This window comes from Larsenimonas rhizosphaerae (assembly GCF_023700005.1).
Lineage (GTDB): Bacteria > Pseudomonadota > Gammaproteobacteria > Pseudomonadales > Halomonadaceae > Larsenimonas > Larsenimonas rhizosphaerae.
Genome location: NZ_JAMLJK010000001.1, coordinates 527,484 through 548,763 on the forward strand (window position 1 = coordinate 527,484; position 21,280 = coordinate 548,763).

Consider the following 21,280-nt stretch of genomic DNA (forward strand, 5'->3'; position numbering starts at 1 on the left):
GGGGCCATCCGGACAGCGGTCGGGGTGAAGCTGAAGTTGTCATGGTATCGGCATAGTCGGGTGATATAAAAGGCCACCGATACCAGTCGGTGGCCTTGTGTGCCTAGAAAATGGCGTCGTAACTGCCGGTGCCCTGTGAGCCGCTCTGATCTTCCAGTTCGGGGCGAACGGAGCGCTCCTGGTAGGGGGGCAGGCGGTCTTTCGTAAAGATTTCCGTGATGCCACCCGGCTCGTTATCCTGCAGCCGCTTTCCGGTCTCCGGGTCTATTCGTGCGGTAATGATATCTGCCGGGCGTTCCATGCGAGCAGAAGGCGTTCCCTTCAGTGCCTTGCCCATGAAATCCATCCAGATCGGCAGGGCGGCCTGCGCGCCGTACTCGCCAGTGGTCTTGTTGGAGTCCTTGCCGACCCATACCGAGGCGACCAGCTTGCTGTTGAAGCCGGAGAACCATGCATCGCGTTGATCGTTGCTGGTCCCTGTCTTGCCGGCCAGGTCATCACGGCCAAGGGCTTTCGCTGCGTGGCCGGTGCCCTTCTGGATGACGTCTTCCATCATGCTGCGCAGCATGTAGACCGCTTCAGGAGATGCAATGCGTTCGGCTACCGGGTAGATGCGCCCATCCATCCTGACTGTGCTCTGGGTCGGATCGCACTGGGGGCAGGCGATCGGCGGCGGCGTGGTATCCAGCAGGTTCGGGCCTTCATCACCCTGCTGTACGCGCTTGATGAACCAGGGCGTTACCTTGTAGCCCCCGTTGGCAATTTCAGCGTAGCCGCGGGCCATTTCAAGAGGGCTGATCGAGGCGCTGCCAAGGGCCAGCGACAGGCCGTGGGGCAGCTCCTTCTTATTGAAGCCCATCTTTTCAAGGAAGGCGATGGTGGTATCAAGGCCGGTAGCCTGCAGGGTGCGTATGGATACCAGGTTGCGCGAGCGATAAAGGCCGACCCGGAGCCGGGTGGGGCCCATGAAGTTGAGCTCGGCATTTTCCGGGCGCCAGCCATCCTTTGGACCGCCCTGGACGACCGGTGCATCGTTGATGATGGTCGCCGGCGACATGCCGGCATTTTCCAGCGCGCTCAGATAAATGAACGGCTTGAAGTTGGAGCCTGCCTGGCGACGTGCCTGCGTGGCGCGGTTGAACTCACTGTAGTGGAAATCGAATCCGCCCTGCAGGGCGCGCACTGCGCCGGTCCGGGGGTCAAGAACCACCATGGCGGCTTCAGCATCGGGCATCTGTGACAGGCGCCAGTGATCGCCGTCCTTCATGATGCGGATCAGGTCGCCACGGTGGGCGATGGCCTCGGCTGATGCGGGTACACCGCCACGCCACTTGGCGCTTTTGAATTCGCGCGCCCACTCAAGGCCATCCCAGTCGATGGTGATGACGCCGTCATAGCGGGACAGTACCTTCATCTGGCGGCCATCGGTGCTGACCACGATACCAGGCTGAAGTGGTCCATAGGCCGGCGTATTGTCCAGCACATTGACCCAGTTACTGGCATCGCCCTCGATCCCGTCGACCTGTGTGCGGCTGCGTTCCGCGGCCTGGCGTGCGGTCTGTTCCACTTCCGGTGATTCTGCCAGTTCTTCTTCCAGCCCCCGGCGATCTGCACTGTCCTGGGCATCAGCCAGGCGCTTGGGAATGCCCTTTTTCTCGACGCCGCGCCAGCCATGGCGGGTGTCATAGTCGATCAGTCCCTTGACCAGTGCCTTGCGAGCATCTTCCTGATAGGTGCTGTTGATCGTGGTAGTGATGCGGTAATCGCCCGTATAGGCCTTGTCGCCATAATGTTCAAGGGCGTAGCGCCGCGCCATTTCAGCGATATAGGGCGCCTGGACTTCAGGCTCCGTGCGGTGACGCGAGACCTCGATGGGGGACTGAACAGCCTGCTTGTAGGTCGCTTCGTCGATGTAATTCAGGTTGCGCATGCGCAACAGGATCCAGTTGCGGCGAATCAACGAGCGTTCCGGGTTGGCAATCGGATTCAGGCTTGAAGGCGCCTTGGGCAGCCCGGCAATGGTCGCCATTTCCGGAAGGGACAGCTCACCGAGCGGCTTGTCGAAATAGGCTTCGGCCGCAGCACCAATACCGTAGGAGCCTTGCCCGAGGTAAATCTTGTTGACGTAGAGTTCCATGATCTGCTGCTTGCTCAGGATCTGTTCCATCTGCAATGACAGCAGGATCTCGCGGATCTTGCGGGTGAAGGTCTGATCCAGCGTCAGCAGGTAGTTACGTGCAACCTGCATGGTAATGGTACTGCCACCGGACTGAATGTCTCCGCTGGCCCCGAGCTGTACGAAGGCTCGCAGAAGCCCCTTGGGGTCAATGCCCGGATGATGGAAAAAGCCTGAATCCTCGGCAGCCATCAGTGCATGGACAAACTGCGGTGGAATTTCATCGTAGGTTACCAGCTGGCGCTTCTGGGATCCGAATTCGTCAAGCAGCTTGCCGTCTTCGGTATAGATGCGAAGTGGCATCTGCAACTGATAGTTCTGGAGCTGATGAACGTCCGGCAGGCTGGGTGCAAAGTACAGTGCCGCGCCGGTTACAGACAGGGCTATGCCTGCCGTTAAAGACACCAGAAAGAACAGGATCCGGGAAACGAAACGTCTGAAAAACTTCATGAAAAACGCAGTCCGTCGATTGGGGAGGCGGTCATGCCTGGATGGGTGAGACGATCCACAGCCTCCGCATTATAAGGAGTGTGGCGCAGTGTCACCAGCGCCTGAAGCGGGTATGCGCACTGCGGCCACATCCTGCCGGAATCAGTCCCGTTCATGAAGCACTATCGGCGTGACGTTGAAAACATCAAGACCGGGGTGTCTTGCATTCATGGGGAGAACCGTCCGTGTTCGGTTTCAAGGCTAAGGGCCAGGGGTTGCTGGGCATCGACATTACCTCGGCGACTGTCAAGTTGATCGAGTTGAACCGTCAGGGTTCACGCTTTGGCGTGGAAAGCTATGCCGTGCGTCCGGTGCCTGAAGGCGCCGTGGTTGAACGACGCATCCGTGACATGGATGAGGTCGTCATGACGCTCAAGCGTGCCATTGATCACGCGTCACCCAGAACAACCCGGGCCGTCGTGGCATTGCCGACGTCCGCGGCGATTACCAAGATCATCCAGCTGCCGATGTCCTTTTCCGATGATGATATCGAAGCACGCATCGCGCTCGACTCAGACAAGCATATTCCTTATCCGTTCAGTGAAGTCGCACTCGATTTTCAGCGTCTTGGTCCACATCATCGCTATCCGGACCAGCAGGATATCATGCTGGTGGCCTGTCGCCTTCAGGATGTTGAACTGCTGACTACGGCGGTCACGGAGGCCGGCCTTACACCTGTGGCAGTGGATGTTGAAGGCTTCGCGATGGAGCGTGCCTACCGCGCACTCCTGCCGGCTTCGCTCACGCTTGAACAGCTCGAAAAGACCACGGATGCCCTGCTGGACTGCGGCGCCTCGATGACCAGTTTTCATGCAGTCACTGGCGGCCGCATCGTGCATACCCGGGATAGCGTCATGGGAGGGCGCCAGCTGACTGATGAAATTCGTCAGACCTACCGATTGACACTGGAGGAGGCGGGCATTGCCAAAAAACGGGGCGATCGGGAGCGTTACGAGGAGCGGTTGCTGGCCCCGTTTCGCACATCACTGGTGCAGCAGGCGTTGCGCTCGCTTCAGCTTTATTACTCGGCTGCCGGTGCACGTGAAATTCGTCGCCTGATTCTGTGTGGTGGTACCAGCATGCTTGACGGCTTTGTTCAGCAACTGGCCAGAGAAAGCGGGCTGGATGTGGTGCTGGCAGACCCCTTTGCCGATATGACGCTCAGCAAGCGCATTGATGTGACCGCGCTGTCCCGAGATGCGCCGGCCATGATGACGGCCTGTGGGCTGGCTTTGAAGGAGATTGCGTCATGAATACGCTGGGGCGGCGAGTGGATATCAACCTGATGCCCTGGCGTGAACGGCTGCGGGAGCGTCATACCCGTCGGTTCCAGCGTGTGCTGGTCATGGCCGTCTGCCTGGGGGGGTTGGTGGCGGGGGGCGAGCTTCTTTATGCCAAACATGTTGAAGGGGTGATCAGCGCTCGTCTGGAATTCATCGAGGCGCGGACACAGGCGCTTGAAAAGAACATCGAGGCGGTAAAGAGCCTCGAGGAGCGTCGTGAAGTCATGAAGCAGCAGATGCTGCTGATCAATGAGCTACAGCATCGTCGGCCACTGACGCCCATGATATTTGATCAATTGACCGCCACGCTGGCCACGGGAGTCTACTTCGAGCGTATTAGTCGTACGGGGGACCGGCTTGTGCTTCAGGGGATGGCCGAGAATAACCGTCAGGTATCAGATCAGCTGCGTGCCATGTCGCGCTCGCCAGTGTTTGAACAGCCACGTCTGGAAGAGGTGCAGGCAGGCACGGCAGGACAGAGTGCCCGGCGCTTCACCATGGATGTGACAGCGCACGACATGGCGGTGGTGGCTTCCAGCAAACAGGGTGCCATGGAGGGCAAGCCATGAGGCGTCAGTTCTGGCATGAACAGTGGCGTGCCATTCGTGCCATGGAGGGCAAGCCATGAGGCGTCAGTTCTGGCATGAACAGTGGCGTGCCATTCGTGCCATGGAGGCATCCGACCTTGATCTCTCAAATGCCGGCAGCTGGCCACGGCTGCTGAAGGCGCTGGTCTGTATGGTGATTGCCCTGCTGTCCTGGTGGGCGGCGCACCAGTATCTGGTTCATGACGTGGACCAGCTGATTCAGAGCAATCGTGCACGTGAAGAGCAGTTGATGTCCTCCTATGAGCTGCGGGCCTTTCAGGCTGCCAATCTGCCCCTGCTGTCGCTGCAGATGAGGCAGCTTGACCAGCAGATGGCCTCTCTGGTCAGCATGCTGCCCTCCGGCGCCGAACTCCCGGCACTGATTGATGATGTCAGTGATCTGGCGCATGAGCATGCCCTGACGATCGATTTCATTCGGCTTCAGGACCCTCAACAGCATGATTTTTATATCGAACAGCCCTTCATGATCCAGGTTCAGGGTCAATACCATCATTTGGCGGCCTTTGTGGCAGGTGTTTCAAGCTTGTCCCGGATCGTGACACTGCATGATTTCACTCTGAGCCCCGTGTCTGTTACGGCGGATGCGCAGCAGGGTGTTGCCTCAACGATCGACCCCTTGCTGATCCTGAATGTTCAGGCCCGAACCTATCGGCATGACAAGGCTTTGGCCGGTACGAAGGAGGGGACATGAGGCGATATGGCGCGGTCATTGTTCTTCTGACCACGGTGCTGGTGGGGTGTGACAGGCCGGAGCTTGACCGGCTGGGAAGCGAGCTTGACGTTCTGAGGGACAAGCCGCGCGGTAATGTGGCGCCACTGCCGGTCGTGCCGGTCTTTGATGTCCCGGCATATACCGGCAGTGGCCAGCGCGACCCGTTCATGAAGTATCAGCCCGGTGATGGCGGCGATGACAGTGACATGGCGGTGGCAGGGTTGCGGCCTCAGCCGGACCGTGTAAAGGAGCCGCTGGAGTTTTTTGCGCTCTCCTCCTTGCGTCTGGCGGGCTCGCTGGTTACCCGCTCCGAGGTCGTGGCATTGATCATGCGGCCGGATGGCAAGTTGTCACGCCTTAAAAGGGGCGGGTATCTGGGCGAGAACAGTGGGCAGGTGGTGGCGATATCACCACGGCAGGTAGTGATTCGAGAGCTTGTGTCGTCACCCTCGGGTGGCTGGAAAGCCGTAATGACAGTCTTGACGCTGGGCGGTAATGAGGCCGGTCAGCCCTGAAAAAGAGAGAAGGTGATGCGCTTTTTCATGACAACAATGCGGGCCGTGCTGCAGTGGGTGATGCTGGCAGGAGTATGGTGCCTGCTGGCCGACTCGGCGTGGGGCGCAACGCTTGATGCCATCAATGTGTCGGCAGATTCCCGCGAGCGTGTATTTCTTGATCTGCATTTTGATCAGATGCCGCCAGCGCCGCAAAGTTACAGTCTCGCCTCCCCCTGGCGCTATGTGCTGGATCTGGCCGGGGTGGACAATGGGCTGGCCTCGGCGCGGGTGCCAGTCAAGCGTTACGGGGTGGATGATGTAGTGGTGTCGGGCAATCGCAGCAAGCTCCGACTGGTGATCAATGCCAGTAGGCCTTATCAGGTCAGCAATACGGCAACAGGTAATGTGCTGCGGATCACCCTGATGCCGGAAGGTGCTGCGGGGGATGCGTCATCTTCTACCGGAAGCGGCGTTGGGTCGCCTGCGCCAGTGGCTTCATCGCCTGCGTCGGCCATTCAGCAGGTAACTTCGATTGACTTCAAGCGTGGGGATGACGGCCGTGGACGGCTATTGATCGAACTCGCACGCCCGGGTGTCGATGCCCGGCTGGAATCCACGCCTCGGGGCGCGATACTTGTTTTGCCCGAGACACGGTTGCCACGAGCCTGGGATCAGGTGCTGGACGTGACCGATTTCGGCACGCCGGTATCACGTGTTACGCCGGCTGTTGAACAGGGTGATACCCGCTTTATCATCGCACATGACGGCGGAACCCCACTGGTGGCGCAGCAGGGGCGTCTTTTGACCGTCGATATCCCTCCTCGCCCGTCGCGCACCGCAAGCTCTGCGCCGGCGGCCCGGCGCGATTATGCCGGGCAGTTGATTACGCTTGATTTTCAGGCCATCGATATTCGTGCGGTGCTGTCCCTGCTGGCCGAGGAGGGAGGGTTGAACCTGGTGGTCAGCGACAGTGTGCAGGGCAGTGTGACCCTCGATCTGCAGAATGTGCCATGGGATCAGGCGCTGGATATCGTGCTGAAAAGCAAGGGGCTGGCCAGTCGCCAGGAAGGCAGTGTGCTGATGGTGGCGCCAGCGGACGAGCTGGTATCCCTGTCTCAGCGTCGAATGGCGGCGGATCAGAATGCGATGCAGTTGGCAGAGCTGGCAATAGATTATATTCAGGTGCGGTATGCGCGGGCGGAGGATCTGGCGCTTTTATTGAAGGGGGAGGAGGGCATGGGGCTCTTGTCGCCAATAGGGCGCGTCATGGTGGACCCCCGCACAAACACATTGCTTGTTCGTGATACGCGAGAGCAGCTGGCACAAATGCGTCAGTCGATTTCCCGGCTTGATATTCCGGTACGTCAGGTACAGATCGAAGCGCGTATTGTCATTGCTCGCGAGAGTGTTACCAATGAACTGGGCGTGCGCTGGGGGGCTTCAAAAAGCCGAGTGCCTGGCAGTGGTATCAATGTATCCGGCGCTTCCAGCGGGATCGCCGGTAACGGGGGGCTGGCGGTGGATCTGGGAAGTGACAATAATCCGACGACCTCCTTCAGTTTCGGCTATCTGTCAGGTGATGTGCTGCTTGATCTTGAGCTCAACGCGCTCGAAACCGAAGGCAAGAGTCAGACGATTTCCCAGCCAAGGGTCATCACGGCCAATCAGCGCAAGGCGGTCATTAAGCAGGGGCAGGAAATCCCTTATCAGGAATCGACCTCCAGTGGTGCGACCAATGTCGCATTCAAGGAGGCAGTGCTGTCACTGGAAGTCACTCCCCAGGTCACGCCGGATAATCGCATCATCATGGATCTGTTGATCAAGAATGATGATGTATCAAGCACTCAGTACGAGGGCGCGCCGGCCATCGACACCAATGAGATCCAGACCCAGGTGCTGGTCAACGACGGTGAAACGGTTGTGCTGGGCGGTATTCTATCGACTGAACAGTTGCGCAATCTGTACAAGACCCCCCTGCTTGGCGACATTCCTTTGCTGGGTCATCTATTTCGCTATACCGAGGAATCGAATTCCAAGGTAGAATTGCTGGTATTCATTACACCCAAAATTATAGATGACAGCCTGATTCGCTGATGCAAGAGCTACCGAATATCTTTTTGATCGGCCCCATGGGGACCGGGAAGAGCACGATCGGCCGCCTTCTGGCGGCCGAGTTGCGTCGCGTTTTCTATGACAGTGATCATGAAATCGAGCGACGATGTGGCTGTAATATTCCCTGGATCTTTGATGTGGAAGGCGAGTCCGGATTTCGCGATCGCGAAACCCGGACCATCGATCGTTTGACTCGACATCGCGGCGTCGTCATGGCAACCGGCGGCGGGGCGATCATTCGAGAGGCCAACCGGCGCATGCTGCAGGAGCGTGGGACGGTCATTTATCTGCATGCCTCGCTCGAGCAGCTGGTCAAGCGGACTTCCCGTGATCGTAATCGCCCCCTCCTGCAATGTGAGGATCCTGCCGCCCGCCTGCGTGAGTTGATGGCGCAGCGTGAATCGCTGTATCTGGAGACGGCTGATCTGATCGTATCTACCGAGCGCCGCAGCCCTCGCAGTGTAATCAACACCATCAAGCGAGATGTGCGTCAGTTGATGGACCCGCTTAATCACGAGCCGTAACCGGCGTGAATGATTTCTCAACCAGGATAATGTTGATGCAGACGCTGACAGTCGATCTTGCCGAGCGCAGTTACCCTATCCATGTGGGCCCGGGCCTTCTGGGACGCAAGGAGCTTCTGGCGCCCTATATCACCGGTAGTCAGGTCATGATCGTGACCAACGATACGGTGGCCGACCTGTACCTTGATGTTGTCAGGTCCATGCTGCCGGACCTGGACGTGGCAGAGGTGGTGTTGCCGGATGGTGAGCAATTCAAGACGCTTGAATGTCTCGAAACCATCTGGGATGCGCTGCTGACGGCTGGTTTCAATAGGCGCTGCACGCTGATTGCCCTCGGTGGCGGTGTCATTGGCGACATGACAGGATTTGCGGCGGCCAGCTATCAGCGGGGCGTTGACTTCATTCAGATTCCCACCACGCTGCTTTCTCAGGTGGACTCCTCCGTGGGTGGAAAGACCGGTATCAATCACCCGCGGGGCAAGAACATGATCGGTGCCTTCTGGCAGCCGCGTGTTGTGCTTGCGGACACTTCGGTACTGGCAACGTTGTCTGATCGTGAGTTTTCAGCGGGCATGGCGGAAGTCATCAAGTACGGCCTTATTCATGACAGCGATTTTCTTGATTTTCTTGAAGGCAGCATGCCCGCGTTGTTGGCAAGGGAGTCAGTGGCCCTGACGCATGCCATTGTCAGAAGTTGCGAGATCAAGGCTGACATTGTCAATCAGGATGAAACCGAACAGGGCATACGTGCGATTCTCAATCTGGGGCACACGTTTGGGCATGCCATAGAAAATGCGATGGGGTATGGCACGTGGCTGCATGGTGAGGCCGTTAGTGCAGGAATGAACATGGCGGTAACGCTATCCAGAAATCTGGACTGGTTGACGGATGCCGATGTTGAGCGGACAGGCCGCATTCTTCAGGCGGCAGGTTTGCCTCTGAGGCCTCCTTCCGGTGTGTCCACGTCACGGTTTCTTGAATTGATGCGGCTGGACAAGAAAAATGTCAACGCACGCATGCGGCTGGTCCTGCTGTCCCGTCCTGGTCAGGCCTGCGTTACAGAAGAAGTGCCCGAGTCCTTGTTGACCCGCACCATCGATGATTTTACTGCCTGTTGAGCCATGATGTCCGATATTAAAGCCGCCTTCAGGGGCGGCTTTTTTAATGGTAATGAGGGTTGTTGCGAATATTGGTATGCGTCATGCATTATCGGCATGGGGTCGAGACGTCATTTGCGACTAAAGTCTAAATGAGTGTGATCTTTTTCAGTTTGAACATAACATGTTGAATAGGAAGGTTTTTTGCCGATATTTTTCGGTAACCTGCCGATTTGAAGGGGATTTTTGGTATAGACGTGAGGCAGGGGTTTGCGTGGCTGGCGCTTGTGCGGGTAAGCTCGGTTTCCTTTGTCTGCCGTGTTATAGCGGGTTATCGCCTTTTAAAATAATAAAAAACCTTAAATTATATCACCATATTGACAAGCATACAATAAATCCCGAATGAGGCACGCCCATGATGAGAGGTCTCCATCGGCCCGACGAATTCCGTGACAACTGTGGCTTTGGCCTGATTGCCCACATGGAAGGTCAGGTCAGTCATCACTTGCTGCAAACAGCAATCGAATCCCTGACGTGCATGACACACCGTGGTGGCATCAACTCGGATGGCAAAACCGGTGACGGCTGTGGTCTGTTGATTCGGATGCCTGATACGTTCATGCGTGCCAAGGCAGAAGAGGCGCTGGGTGAAGCCCTGGGTGACCAGTACGCCGTAGGGTGTGTGTTTTTTGCCAACGATGATGAGCGCGAAGCGCATGCTTGTGGTGTGCTTGAGGACGCCATCACGGCACGTGGTCTGACGCTTCATGGCTGGCGCGACGTGCCGGTCGATACTTCGGTATGTGGCCCGATTGCGCTGTCCTGCCTGCCGCGTATACGTCAGGTATTCGTTGCGCCGAAGGAAGGGCGGACAGATGACATGTCCTTCAATGTGGATCTGTTCATGGCTCGCCGCCTGGCCGAGCAGGCATTGAGCCATGACGATGAGTTCTATGTCTGCTCGCTGTCATCCAAGGTCATTTCCTACAAGGGCCTGATGATGCCGGTGGACCTGCCCACCTTCTACAGCGACTTGAGCGACGAGCGCCTCGAGACCTCCATCTGTGTCTTCCACCAGCGGTTTTCTACCAATACAGCGCCTCGCTGGCCGCTGGCACAGCCGTTCCGGTTTTTGGCTCATAATGGCGAAATCAACACCATCGAAGCCAACCGCAGCTGGGCGAATGCGCGGAAGGAAAACTTTGTCAACGATATCCTGACCGATATCGAAGAGCTTGATGAAATCGTCAACACCACCGGATCCGACTCGTCCAGCATGGACAACATGCTGGAAGTGCTCCTGACCGGGGGGATGGAGCTTTACAAGGCCGTGCGCATGATGGTGCCGCCGGCCTGGCAGAATGTTGAAACCATGGATGGCCAGTTGCGGGCATTCTATGAATACAACTCCATGCACATGGAGGCATGGGATGGCCCGGCAGGCATCGTGCTGACCGATGGTCGCCATGCGGTATGCATGCTCGACCGTAATGGATTGCGCCCGGCGCGCTGGGTAATTACCGATAATGGCTATATCACACTGTCTTCCGAGATCGGGGTGTGGAATTACCCGGCTGAAAGCGTGGTGGCCAAGGGGCGCGTCGGTCCGGGGCAGATTCTATCGGTGGATACCCATACCGGCGAAGTGCTGCATACGCGTGATATCGACGAGCGCCTCAAGGTAACCTTCCCCTACAAGACCTGGCTCAAGGAGCAGGCGCAGTACCTTGAGTCTGCCCTGACCGAGCTGGCTCGCTTTCAGCCCATGGGCGAGGAAGAGCTGCGGGTTCACGAAAAGATGTTCCAGGTCAGCTTCGAGGAGCGGGACCAGATTCTTCGCCCCCTGGCCGAGTCCGGACAGGAAGCCGTGGGATCCATGGGGGATGATACGCCCATGGCTGTACTGTCGGGCCAGCCGCGGTTGCTGAGCGACTACTTCAGGCAGCGTTTTGCTCAGGTTACCAACCCGCCCATCGACCCCTTGCGCGAAGCCATCGTCATGTCGATGGAAACGTGTCTTGGTGCGGAGATGAATGTGTTCGAGGCGTCCCCCGAACACGCTCACCGCCTGATCCTGACTACGCCTATCCTGTCGCCGCGCAAGTTCAACGCCGTGACAACCCAGACTGACCCGACTTTCGCGTGTGTATCCTTCTCTACACTTTATGACCCGCAACAGTACGGGTTGAAGCAGGCGCTGGTGGCGTTGTGTGAAAAGGCGGAGCATGCGGCACGCAATGGCAAGGTGCTGCTGGTTCTGAGTGACGCTGGACTTGAGAAGGGGCTATTGCCCATTCATCCGGCCCTGGCGGTAGGAGCCGTGCATCACTACCTGGCCAAAAAGGCGCTGCGTCCGCGTGTCAACCTGATTGTCGAGACCGGTTTCTCGCGGGACGCTCACCAGATGGCGGTCCTGTTCGGCGTAGGCGCAACGGCGGTTTATCCCTACCTGGCCTATCAGGTCATGGCAGATATGCATCGTACCGGTGATATCCAGGGTGACCCGGCTGACGGCCGCGAGAACTATCGCCGCGCGATGCAAAAGGGCATCTTCAAGATTCTGTCGAAGATGGGTATTTCCCATATTGCCTCTTACCGTGGGTCAATGTTGTTCGAGGCCGTGGGGCTGGACTCCGACATCATGGCGATGTGCTTCCCTGGCATGGCATCGCGCATCGAAGGGACCGGATTTGCCGAACTACAGCTTCAGCAGGAACTGCTGGGGCGTGATGCCTGGCTCAAGCGTAAGCCACCTCGTCACGGCGGTTTGTTGAAGTATGTCCATGGCCATGAGTATCACGCCTATAACCCGGACATTGTCATGACCCTTCAGCAGGCCGTGCAGCAGGGGGATTATCAAAAGTGGAAGGCGTTTGCGAAACTGGTCAATGAGCGGCCGATCGCTACCATTCGTGATCTGCTGGCGCTGAAGCCGGGGCAGACGGCTGTTGAGCTGGACGAGGTTGAATCAATCGAGTCCCTGCTGCCGCGCTTTGACAGCGCCGGCATGTCGCTCGGCGCCTTGTCTCCCGAGGCACATGAGGCTCTGGCACAAGCCATGAATGAAGCGGGTGGCCGCTCCAACTCGGGCGAAGGCGGTGAAGATCCGGCCCGCTATGGCACCATCAAAAGCTCCAAGATCAAACAGATTGCATCAGGACGTTTCGGGGTTACTCCGGCTTACCTGGTCAATGCCGAGGTTCTGCAGATCAAGGTGGCGCAGGGGGCCAAGCCGGGTGAGGGCGGTCAGCTGCCGGGCGGGAAGGTTAACGAGTTGATCGCCAGGCTGCGTTACGCCGTGCCGGGTGTCACCCTGATTTCACCGCCGCCGCATCATGATATTTATTCCATCGAGGATCTGGCACAGCTCATCTTTGACCTCAAGCAGGTCAATCCTCATGCGCAGGTTTCGGTCAAGCTGGTCTCGGAGCCTGGTATCGGCACTATCGCGACCGGGGTGGCCAAGGCCTACGCAGACCTGATTACCGTCTCCGGTTATGACGGTGGTACAGCAGCCAGCCCATTGACCTCGATCAAGCATGCAGGATCTCCCTGGGAGCTTGGCCTGCCCGAAGTTCATCAGGCGCTGCGTATCAACGGATTGCGCGACAAGATCCGTCTACAGACAGACGGCGGTCTCAAGACGGGGCTGGATGTGGTCAAGGCAGCGATCCTCGGCGCGGAAAGTTTCGGCTTCGGCACGGCTCCCATGGTAGCCCTGGGCTGCAAGTACCTGCGTATCTGTCACCTGAACAACTGTGCGACCGGTGTGGCCACGCAGCACAAGACACTGCGTGACGAGCACTTCCGCGGTACCGTGGATATGGTCAAGCATTACTTCCGTTTCATTGCTGAAGAAGTGCGTGAAATCATGGCCATGCTGGGCGTCAGGCAGTTGACGGACCTGATTGGTCGTACCGATCTTCTCGAAAAGATTGAAGGCACTACGCAGTCTCACGCGCGACTGGAGCTGTCCTCCCTGCTTGAGAATGACTGGGTGCCGAAGGATGCGCCACAGTACTGTACGCATGAGCGTAACGAGCCGAATGACCCGGGGGCCAAGAACAAGGAGCTTTTAAATGCCTTGCAGGCATCCATTGATGCCAGGTCCGGTGGTGAGTTCAGCTTCCGCGTGACCAACTGTGATCGGTCCGTCGGGGCGCTCGTTTCCGGATACATTGCCAAGAAATACGGTGAGTCAGGCCTTGAAGAGGCACCGATCACGCTGAAGCTGTCTGGTGTGTGCGGGCAGAGTTTCGGGGTCTGGAATGCGCGTGGCCTCAATATGTACCTGGAAGGCGATTCCAACGATTACGTCGGAAAGGGCATGAACGGTGGCAAGCTCGTGGTGACGCCGCCAGCGGGTAGCCGATTCAAGAGCCAAGACACGGCCATCATTGGCAATACGTGCCTTTATGGCGCCACCGGGGGCACCCTGTATGCTGCGGGGACTGCAGGTGAGCGTTTCGGTGTGCGTAACTCGGGAGCTCATGCCGTCATCGAGGGTGCGGGGGATCACTGCTGTGAATACATGACCGGCGGTCTGGTCTGTGTATTGGGCGAGACCGGACTCAACTTCGGCGCCGGAATGACCGGTGGCTTTGCCTATGTTCTTGATATGGGCCGTAATTTCGTGGATCGCTATAACCACGAGCTGGTCGAGATTCATCGCATCAATACAGAAGCCATGGAAGCCTACCGCCGGCACTTGCGCGAAGTGATTACTGACTATGTCAGTGAAACGAAGTCGGCATGGGGCGCTGAGATTCTGGATGACTTTTCGGACTTCATTCGCCATTTCTGGCTGGTGAAGCCCAAGGCCGCCAGCCTTAATAACCTGCTGGCTGAATCACGGCGTCGTCCGGAATAAGGAGGTATTGACATGACACAACAGCTTTCAAATGATTTCCAGTTCATCGACGTCGGCCGGCAGGACCCTGCCAAGAAGAATGCTCAGCGGCGTGTTCAGGAATTTGCCGAGATCTATGAGCCCTTCCGTCCGCAGGAAGCTGCCAGCCAGGCTCACCGATGCCTGCACTGTGGTAACCCATACTGCGAGTGGAAGTGTCCGGTTCACAACTACATTCCCAACTGGCTTCAGCTGGTATCGGAAGGCAATATCCTGGAAGCGGCAGAGTTGTCGCACCGTACCAACTCCCTGCCGGAAGTCTGTGGGCGTGTTTGTCCTCAGGATCGCCTGTGCGAGGGGGATTGTACCCTCAATGACGGGTTTGGTGCCGTCACGATAGGCTCAGTGGAAAAGTACATCACTGATACAGCCTTTGCGATGGGGTGGCGCCCTGACATGAGCGGCGTAGAGCCAACCGGCAAGCGGGTGGCGATCATCGGTGCCGGACCGGCAGGTATCGGGTGTGCCGATATCCTCGTGCGCAACGGCGTCAGCCCGGTTGTCTATGACCGTTACCCTGAAATCGGTGGGCTGCTTACCTTCGGCATTCCCGAGTTCAAGCTTGAAAAGCATGTCATGAAACGGCGTCGTAGCGTGCTTGAGGAGATGGGGGTCGAGTTCAGGCTGAATACGGAAATCGGCCGTGATATCCAGTTTGATGACCTGCTCGAAGAGTACGATGCCGTTTTCATGGGAATGGGGACGTACAAGTACATGGAAGGCGGGTTCCCGGGGGAGCAGCTACCCGGGGTGCACAAGGCTCTCGATTTTCTGATTGCCAACGTCAATCACACTCTGGGATTTGAAGCTGACCCGGCAGATTATGTCTCCATGGAAGGGCAGCGTGTCGTTGTGCTTGGTGGCGGTGATACAGCCATGGACTGCAATCGTACATCGATTCGTCAGCATGCCAAAAACGTTACCTGTGCCTATCGGCGAGATGAAGCCAATATGCCTGGTTCCCGCCGGGAAGTAGCCAATGCGCGGGAAGAGGGCGTTGAATTTTTGTTCAACCGTCAGCCGATAGCCATCGTTGGCGATGACCGGGTTGAGGGGGTCAAGCTCGTGCGCACTCGCATGGGGGAGCCTGATGAGCATGGGCGGCGGCGTGCTGAGGTGGTGCCGGGGTCTGAAGAGGTAATCGCCTGCGATGCAGTTGTCATTGCCTTCGGATTTCAGGCCAGTCCGGCTGACTGGTTTGATCCTTCCAGTATCTCCGTGGATGAGCGCGGCCGCGTGACGGCTCCTGAGCATGGAGAGTTCTTTTTCCAGACCTCCAATAAAAAGGTATTTGCCGGAGGAGACATGGTGCGTGGTTCAGATCTGGTCGTGACGGCCGTTTATGAGGGGCGCCAGGCGGCTCAGGGCATCCTTGATTACCTGAACGTATGAGGAAGTAATGGTCGAAAAAGCCGCCCTTCTCATCGGGGCGGCTTTTTTATGCTCGGATCAGCCTGGTAAAAAGGAATGGCTGGCCTCAAAATATCAACCTTATTAGCGCATTGCCGATAGTCGTAGCATGGAGAATATAGGTAACCTTTTCGCTCTCAGTGAGTGACAGGTACGTGGAGAGTGTTGTGTACTCCTTTAAGCCAAATCAGTGAGACGTCTGCTGCTGCATGGTCAGAGCGCCACTCATGCTAATGGGGTATAAATTCAACGTGTCAGCCCCAGGTCTCGTAAAGTACGCCACTGGCATACTGGTGGTAATAACGCTCTGGCTGGCCGGAGCAGAGAGCAGCCTTGCCCGCGCTGACTCCTCGATCGTGCTGATTACCAATAAAGATACAGCGCTAGACAGCATCACAACTGAAACCGCCCGAGCCGTTTTTGCCATGAGATTGCGCAGCCTTCCGGATGGAAGCGCTGCGCATGTATTTGTATTGCCGGATGATAATCCCCTGCATGATGACTTTTGCAAGCAGGTGCTGGGTGTTTACCCCCATCAGCTTCGGCTGGCATGGGACCGCGCGGTATTTTCCGGCACGGGACAGGCACCAAACGTAGTGGAGTCTGTAGAAGAAATGATGGAAAAGGTCGCTGCACTGCCCGGCAGTATTGGTTATGTACAAAAAGGACAAGCGGATGAGCGCGTGCGTATTTTGCCGCTGGATTAAATGGCCTCTCGGGATGATGGCTTTTGTGGGCAGTTCTCCCGTATTTGCTCAGTCTGTTGCCGATACTCTGGATACACTGCAATTTCATGGCTTCATGAGTCAGGCGCTGGTGATTTCGGATCACAACGATTTCTTTGGCCCCAGCAGCAGCAAGGGGGGCAGCCTGCAGTTTTATGAGCTGGGGCTCAATGCTTCGTTACGCCCAAGCGATAACCTGCTGATTTCTGCTCAGGTGCTCAGCCGGCGGGCGGGCGATGATAGTGCAAAACCTGAACTGGATTATGGCGTAATTGATTACCAAGTCTACTCGGGAAACTCAACGACCCTTGGAATAAAGATTGGCCGTGTCAAGAATCCGTTCGGATTCTATAACGAAACGCGAGATGTGCCCTTTACTCGTACTGGCATATTGCTTCCACAGTCTATCTATTTTGATAGAACCCGAACCCAATCAATATCAGGCGATGGTGTCGCTGAATATTTTGAAAAAAGATTTACAGATAGCAGTATTCGATTTCAGGTTGGCTGGGGGTTGCCACAGGTTGATGATAACGTAAAAAATACAATTCTCCCTGATGCCTTGCCAGGCTCTATCAAGGCTAAAAATTCCTTGATAAGTCAGCTTTCCTATGAGTATGGCGGTGGACGATTTATTACCGCAATCACCTATGGGAAGATTACCGCTGAGTACGATTCTTCATCAAATGGCCCGGGAAATGGTGAGTTTTCCTATGAGCCCGTTATTCTTTCGGCTCAATATAATTCCATGCTATGGAGCCTTACTTCAGAAATTGCAGTTAGGAAGCGCGAGTTCAGCGGAATCCCGGATTCAAGGTTCAATGATTCTTCAACATCTGGCAGCTGGTATTTACAATATGCTTATCGATTCAATAATAAGTGGCAGGGTTTTTTAAGATATGATGCCTTGATTTCTGACCTGAGCGACATGCACGGCAAAGAGTTTGCATCCCAAGGTAATGGCGATGATTATTCAAGATATGCATTTGATAATACTTTGGGGTTGAAGTGGTTGGTTACACCAAAGTTCATGTTAGCGGCTGAGTATCATAATATTGAAGGGACGGGATGGTTGTACAAGCCAAACGAAAATGACAACAAGAAATATTGGGATCTTTTCCTCTTTCAGGCCTCGTATCGCTTTTAAAGCCAAGGGAGGCTCGTCATGAGTTGCTTTTCTACCAGCTCAATATTTTTTATAAGTCTGAGGCTCAAGGTTTTTCTTGTTACTACGCTTGTTCTTGTCTTTCTCGCATTTACCTTCTTTTTTGTAAGTCAGTCAGAGCTTGAGAGTCAGCTGGAACAGCGACAATTTATAAATTACAAGAAACAGAAGCTGGATATAATAAATGCTATAAAAATGTCGCGAAATACCCTGCAGGGTTATACAAGCATGATTTCTGCTGTCGCGGCGACGGACTCCCTGTTTGGTATTAATGATAATAAAAAAGTTTCAGCGAAAATAAACGAGATATGGCCATCCCTTCAACTTGATATAGGGATAGATGAGTTAAAGATTCTGGATAAGGAGGGGAAGGTTGTTCTGGAGAAGGGTGCCTATATTTTTTCAAGAAATAAAAATGAAAATATAGATAACGTTTTTTACAGAAGATGGGCTAAAGAGTCTCTTGATCTCGAAAGGCCGGTTTCGAGATTAATATGCAGCAAGGAATGTAGGCAGTATGCTTTTTCACCTATACTTAGCAACGGAGAAAGCATTGGTGTGGTTGTGGCATCTTTGTCCATAGCTGATGTGGCACGATATATAAATATAGATGGAAAAAGTGATATAGCAATTCTTGCTGATATCAAGGAAAGACAACGAAGTTCCTACTTGAAGTCCTGGGGTGGCGATGTGGTCGCTGCTACTAATAAGGAAGAGACGATAAAGAAAATAGATTATCTGTCTCAGGGATTTTCAAAGAAAGAAATAGTCGATTCTCCAGTCAGGATCAAGCTGAACGATGAGTACTATTATGTAATGATGTTTCCTGTCGGAGATAATGGTCATGCCATTGAGGATGGCGGACATGTTGTTGTTTTTTCCAATATTACTGATGAATATGAAAGTGTAAATAAAGAATCGGAAAGAGCCTTTTTGATTATTCTTTTGGGGTGGCTTTTTGCAGAGGCAGCTATTTTTGGACTTTTGTGGAAGCCAATGTCCAGTTTGAAGAAGATTATAGAATATCTTCCGATGCTGGCTGAAGGAAAGTTTGATGATTTTGCTAAAGTAATGAAGATTCCAGGGCGCTACTCTCACGACGAGATCGGTGTGCTGCAAAGAACAGCTCTTGCAGTATCAGGAAAGCTTCAGCAACTTCAGATCGAGTTGCATGACATGAATTCACAGTTGCAATATCGAGTAGAAGATCTTGCGAAGGAAAGGGACTTTACGAATAGTCTTTTATCTACTGCCAGTGCGCTAATAATAACCCATGGCGAAAAGTCAGGCGTGGTTATTGCCAATCAACTTGCTCTTAAAAAAACAGGGTTGCGCCTGGATAATATTATTGGAAAAGGGTTTCAGAACACCTTCCTGAATGACAATGATAGATTCAATTATTTCAGGTCGGAATTTCAGCAAGAGCATACTCTGGCTGGCAATAATGAAATTATCATCGAATGGTATCATTCTCCCCTTTCGAGCCTATCGAGCGAGGATGCTTATTGGGTCTCTGTAGGAGTCGATGTTACTGAGAAGAAAAAGGCCGAGAGCAGATTGGTCTGGTTGGCAAATCAGGATTCTCTAACAGGGCTTTATAATCGAAGGTTTTTCAAGGAAAGGCTTGAGGAATCACTTTCTAATCAAGAATATGGTGCCGTATTTTACCTTGACCTTGACAGATTCAAGGAAGTCAACGAGTTAAGTGGGCATGGCTCCGGTGATAAACTGCTTTGCATGGTGGCAGATAAGCTGAAGGATTTTCTACCAGACGAATGTTTTATAGCCAGATTGGGCGGTGATGAATTTTCTGTCTTGCTGCCATTTTATGCAGATAGTCTAGCCATTGACATTGCATCTAAAATAAATGATGCCTTGGATGAAATAAATTTCATAGTAGATAAACAGCGTCATCGTGCTGTTGCCAGCATCGGTATCGCATCTTATCCCATGCACGGTGATAATACTGAATCAATAATGGCAAATGCCGACATAGCAATGTATTTGGCCAAGGATAACCCTATGGTCGACTGGCATCTAATTACTGAAAAGGATTTGAGTAAGGAAAATATTCAACACCGTATTTACTGGGATGAAGTTTTGAAACAGTCTCTGCAAGATGATAGTTTTGAATTCTTTGCCCAGCCAATCATGAATGTAAGTGATAATACGATAAAGCACTATGAGCTACTTATAAGGCTTCCGGATTCAGTAGGTGGATTTTTCTCCCCAGGTCAATTTATACCTGTGGCTGAGCGTAGTGGGTTGATTATAGATATTGATAGATATGTGATTGAGAAGGGTGTTCATTATCTCTCTTGCATGAATGGTGTCAGCTTTTCGATCAATATTTCAGGTAAATCATTAAGAGACGAGTCTCTTGCCGAATTCTTGAGCAAGAAGCTTGAAGAGTCTGGCGCTCAGGCAGAAAGGTTGATAGTCGAAATCACGGAAACTGAAGCAGTTACTGATTTTGGATTGGCCAGCAAAACTCTTTTGGATATAAAGGAGCTTGGCTGTAAGGTTGCACTGGATGATTTTGGATCAGGGTTTAGTAGCTTTAGATACCTTGACCGTCTGCCTTCTGATTTTGTAAAAATCGATGGTGAATTTATTTCCGGGCTTGAAAGGTCCCCCAGTAACCGAGTTATTGTTAACTCTATATTTGAAGTGTCGAGATCCTTTGGTAAGCAGGTTATAGCTGAATTTGTTGATAGTGACGAGGTGCTTGATATATTGAGTGAAATAGGTGTTGATTACGCTCAGGGATATCTTGTTGGGAAACCTGAGCATATAAATAAAATTATAAGGTGTGATGATGAACGTAAGTGAGTTTGAGCGTTATTGCGACGCTTTTGGTTTTTCGGTAATAAATTCTTTCGAGGACTATGTTGCGTGCTGTGAGTTTCGTCGGGGTGTTTATTATAACAAGTTTGGGTATCTGTCTGGCGATGACTTGATTGATGAGTGGGATGAGTTTGATGATCGCTCCGTGCACCTTGCTTTAAAACATAAAGCCTCTGACACGATGGTTGGTTATTTCAGAGTGGTATGTTCGATAGAATCTACCTTGTTACCGATAGAGTCCTACTACCAGGACTGTTTTTTTAGCGATATTAATCCTGATGCCATGAATCGTGATGGTATATGTGAACTATCAAGATTCTCGCTGTTAACCCGGGTATCTTACGAGAAAGAGAATTTCAATTTTCTTGATGATGAGGAGTTATTACTCCTGGGGCTATCACGGCATGCTCTGGCTACATCAATTGCATCTGTGGTCAGTGCTGCAGGCCGTGATCATGCTTTTGCCCTGGTAGAGCCAAGATTTGTAAGGCTGATAAAAGGCTCTAATGTTTTTTTCAAGCGTGTTGGTGATTTTCAGGATTTATATGGAAAAAGGGCACCATATTATGTGAAATGCTCAAGCCTGGTCGCTTCCTTTCCCCCGGATTACCTTTCCATGTTTGAATCCATAAGGAATGATATTCGTGGCGAGGTCAGTTCGGTCGTGAAATCCTTTTCAAAAAAAAATTCATGGAGAGATTCCTTTCATGGAGCACCCGCATGAAA

General features: G+C 53.9%; 14 protein-coding genes. 13 read left to right on the forward strand and 1 reads right to left on the reverse strand.

Going from position 1 to position 21,280, the window contains the following annotated elements; genetic code table 11:
• Nucleotides 1-103: 103 nt before the first annotated feature.
• Complete coding sequence (locus NAT21_RS02340; protein WP_250935360.1) at nucleotides 104-2,626, reverse strand: penicillin-binding protein 1A; 2,523 nt, start codon at nucleotides 2,624-2,626, stop codon at nucleotides 104-106.
• Between the two features lie 224 nt (nucleotides 2,627-2,850).
• Between NAT21_RS02340 and pilM the strand changes: the two genes are divergently transcribed.
• From pilM to NAT21_RS02405, 13 genes are all read left to right on the forward strand, one after another.
• Nucleotides 2,851-3,918 carry a type IV pilus assembly protein PilM gene (pilM, locus tag NAT21_RS02345; protein ID WP_250935362.1) on the forward strand — a complete coding sequence of 356 codons (1,068 nt, stop codon included), beginning with the start codon at nucleotides 2,851-2,853 and terminating at the stop codon, nucleotides 3,916-3,918.
• Entirely contained in the window at nucleotides 3,915-4,517 is a 603-nt protein-coding gene (locus NAT21_RS02350; protein WP_250935364.1) for a PilN domain-containing protein, read from the forward strand. Before pilM ends, NAT21_RS02350 begins: the two co-directional genes overlap by 4 nt.
• Nucleotides 4,518-4,572: 55 nt before the next feature.
• Nucleotides 4,573-5,247: a type IV pilus inner membrane component PilO gene (locus tag NAT21_RS02355; protein WP_250935367.1), complete on the forward strand. Its 675-nt coding sequence runs from the start codon at nucleotides 4,573-4,575 to the stop codon at nucleotides 5,245-5,247.
• A complete protein-coding gene (locus tag NAT21_RS02360; protein WP_250935370.1) occupies nucleotides 5,244-5,783 on the forward strand; it encodes a pilus assembly protein PilP in 540 nt (179 codons plus the stop codon). Before NAT21_RS02355 ends, NAT21_RS02360 begins: the two co-directional genes overlap by 4 nt.
• A 27-nt stretch (nucleotides 5,784-5,810) precedes the next feature.
• Complete coding sequence (locus NAT21_RS02365; protein WP_250935372.1) at nucleotides 5,811-7,859, forward strand: type IV pilus secretin PilQ; 2,049 nt, start codon at nucleotides 5,811-5,813, stop codon at nucleotides 7,857-7,859.
• Nucleotides 7,859-8,401, forward strand: coding sequence for a shikimate kinase AroK (aroK, locus tag NAT21_RS02370; RefSeq protein WP_250935374.1), 543 nt, complete (start codon nucleotides 7,859-7,861; stop codon nucleotides 8,399-8,401). Before NAT21_RS02365 ends, aroK begins: the two co-directional genes overlap by 1 nt.
• Nucleotides 8,402-8,436: 35 nt before the next feature.
• Nucleotides 8,437-9,519: a 3-dehydroquinate synthase gene (gene aroB, locus NAT21_RS02375; protein ID WP_250935376.1), complete on the forward strand. Its 1,083-nt coding sequence runs from the start codon at nucleotides 8,437-8,439 to the stop codon at nucleotides 9,517-9,519.
• Nucleotides 9,520-9,913: 394 nt separating this feature from the next.
• Nucleotides 9,914-14,368 carry a glutamate synthase large subunit gene (gene gltB, locus NAT21_RS02380; protein WP_250935378.1) on the forward strand — a complete coding sequence of 1,485 codons (4,455 nt, stop codon included), beginning with the start codon at nucleotides 9,914-9,916 and terminating at the stop codon, nucleotides 14,366-14,368.
• Nucleotides 14,369-14,380: 12 nt separating this feature from the next.
• Nucleotides 14,381-15,799 carry an FAD-dependent oxidoreductase gene (locus NAT21_RS02385; RefSeq protein ID WP_250935380.1) on the forward strand — a complete coding sequence of 473 codons (1,419 nt, stop codon included), beginning with the start codon at nucleotides 14,381-14,383 and terminating at the stop codon, nucleotides 15,797-15,799.
• A 245-nt stretch (nucleotides 15,800-16,044) separates the two neighbouring features.
• Nucleotides 16,045-16,524: a type 2 periplasmic-binding domain-containing protein gene (locus NAT21_RS02390; protein ID WP_250935382.1), complete on the forward strand. Its 480-nt coding sequence runs from the start codon at nucleotides 16,045-16,047 to the stop codon at nucleotides 16,522-16,524.
• Nucleotides 16,493-17,689, forward strand: coding sequence for a hypothetical protein (locus NAT21_RS02395; protein WP_250935384.1), 1,197 nt, complete (start codon nucleotides 16,493-16,495; stop codon nucleotides 17,687-17,689). The genes NAT21_RS02390 and NAT21_RS02395 overlap by 32 nt, the downstream gene beginning before the upstream one ends.
• Nucleotides 17,690-17,707: 18 nt before the next feature.
• On the forward strand, nucleotides 17,708-20,539 hold the full coding sequence (locus NAT21_RS02400; protein WP_250935386.1) for a bifunctional diguanylate cyclase/phosphodiesterase: 2,832 nt from the start codon (nucleotides 17,708-17,710) through the stop codon (nucleotides 20,537-20,539).
• Entirely contained in the window at nucleotides 20,526-21,278 is a 753-nt protein-coding gene (locus tag NAT21_RS02405; protein WP_250935388.1) for a GNAT family N-acyltransferase, read from the forward strand. Before NAT21_RS02400 ends, NAT21_RS02405 begins: the two co-directional genes overlap by 14 nt.
• Nucleotides 21,279-21,280: the final 2 nt, after the last annotated feature.

What these genes read in the sequence shown, in the direction of transcription:
- NAT21_RS02340 (WP_250935360.1), bottom strand. Translation starts at nt 2,626, where the DNA reads ATGAAGTTTTTCAGACGTTTCGTTTCCCGGATCCTGTTCTTTCTGGTG.
- NAT21_RS02350 (WP_250935364.1), top strand. Translation starts at nt 3,915, where the DNA reads ATGAATACGCTGGGGCGGCGAGTGGATATCAACCTGATGCCCTGGCGT.
- NAT21_RS02355 (WP_250935367.1), top strand. Translation starts at nt 4,573, where the DNA reads ATGAGGCGTCAGTTCTGGCATGAACAGTGGCGTGCCATTCGTGCCATG.
- NAT21_RS02360 (WP_250935370.1), top strand. Translation starts at nt 5,244, where the DNA reads ATGAGGCGATATGGCGCGGTCATTGTTCTTCTGACCACGGTGCTGGTG.
- NAT21_RS02365 (WP_250935372.1), top strand. Translation starts at nt 5,811, where the DNA reads ATGACAACAATGCGGGCCGTGCTGCAGTGGGTGATGCTGGCAGGAGTA.
- aroK (WP_250935374.1), top strand. Translation starts at nt 7,859, where the DNA reads ATGCAAGAGCTACCGAATATCTTTTTGATCGGCCCCATGGGGACCGGG.
- aroB (WP_250935376.1), top strand. Translation starts at nt 8,437, where the DNA reads ATGCAGACGCTGACAGTCGATCTTGCCGAGCGCAGTTACCCTATCCAT.
- gltB (WP_250935378.1), top strand. Translation starts at nt 9,914, where the DNA reads ATGATGAGAGGTCTCCATCGGCCCGACGAATTCCGTGACAACTGTGGC.
- NAT21_RS02385 (WP_250935380.1), top strand. Translation starts at nt 14,381, where the DNA reads ATGACACAACAGCTTTCAAATGATTTCCAGTTCATCGACGTCGGCCGG.
- NAT21_RS02390 (WP_250935382.1), top strand. Translation starts at nt 16,045, where the DNA reads ATGCTAATGGGGTATAAATTCAACGTGTCAGCCCCAGGTCTCGTAAAG.
- NAT21_RS02395 (WP_250935384.1), top strand. Translation starts at nt 16,493, where the DNA reads ATGAGCGCGTGCGTATTTTGCCGCTGGATTAAATGGCCTCTCGGGATG.
- NAT21_RS02400 (WP_250935386.1), top strand. Translation starts at nt 17,708, where the DNA reads ATGAGTTGCTTTTCTACCAGCTCAATATTTTTTATAAGTCTGAGGCTC.
- NAT21_RS02405 (WP_250935388.1), top strand. Translation starts at nt 20,526, where the DNA reads ATGAACGTAAGTGAGTTTGAGCGTTATTGCGACGCTTTTGGTTTTTCG.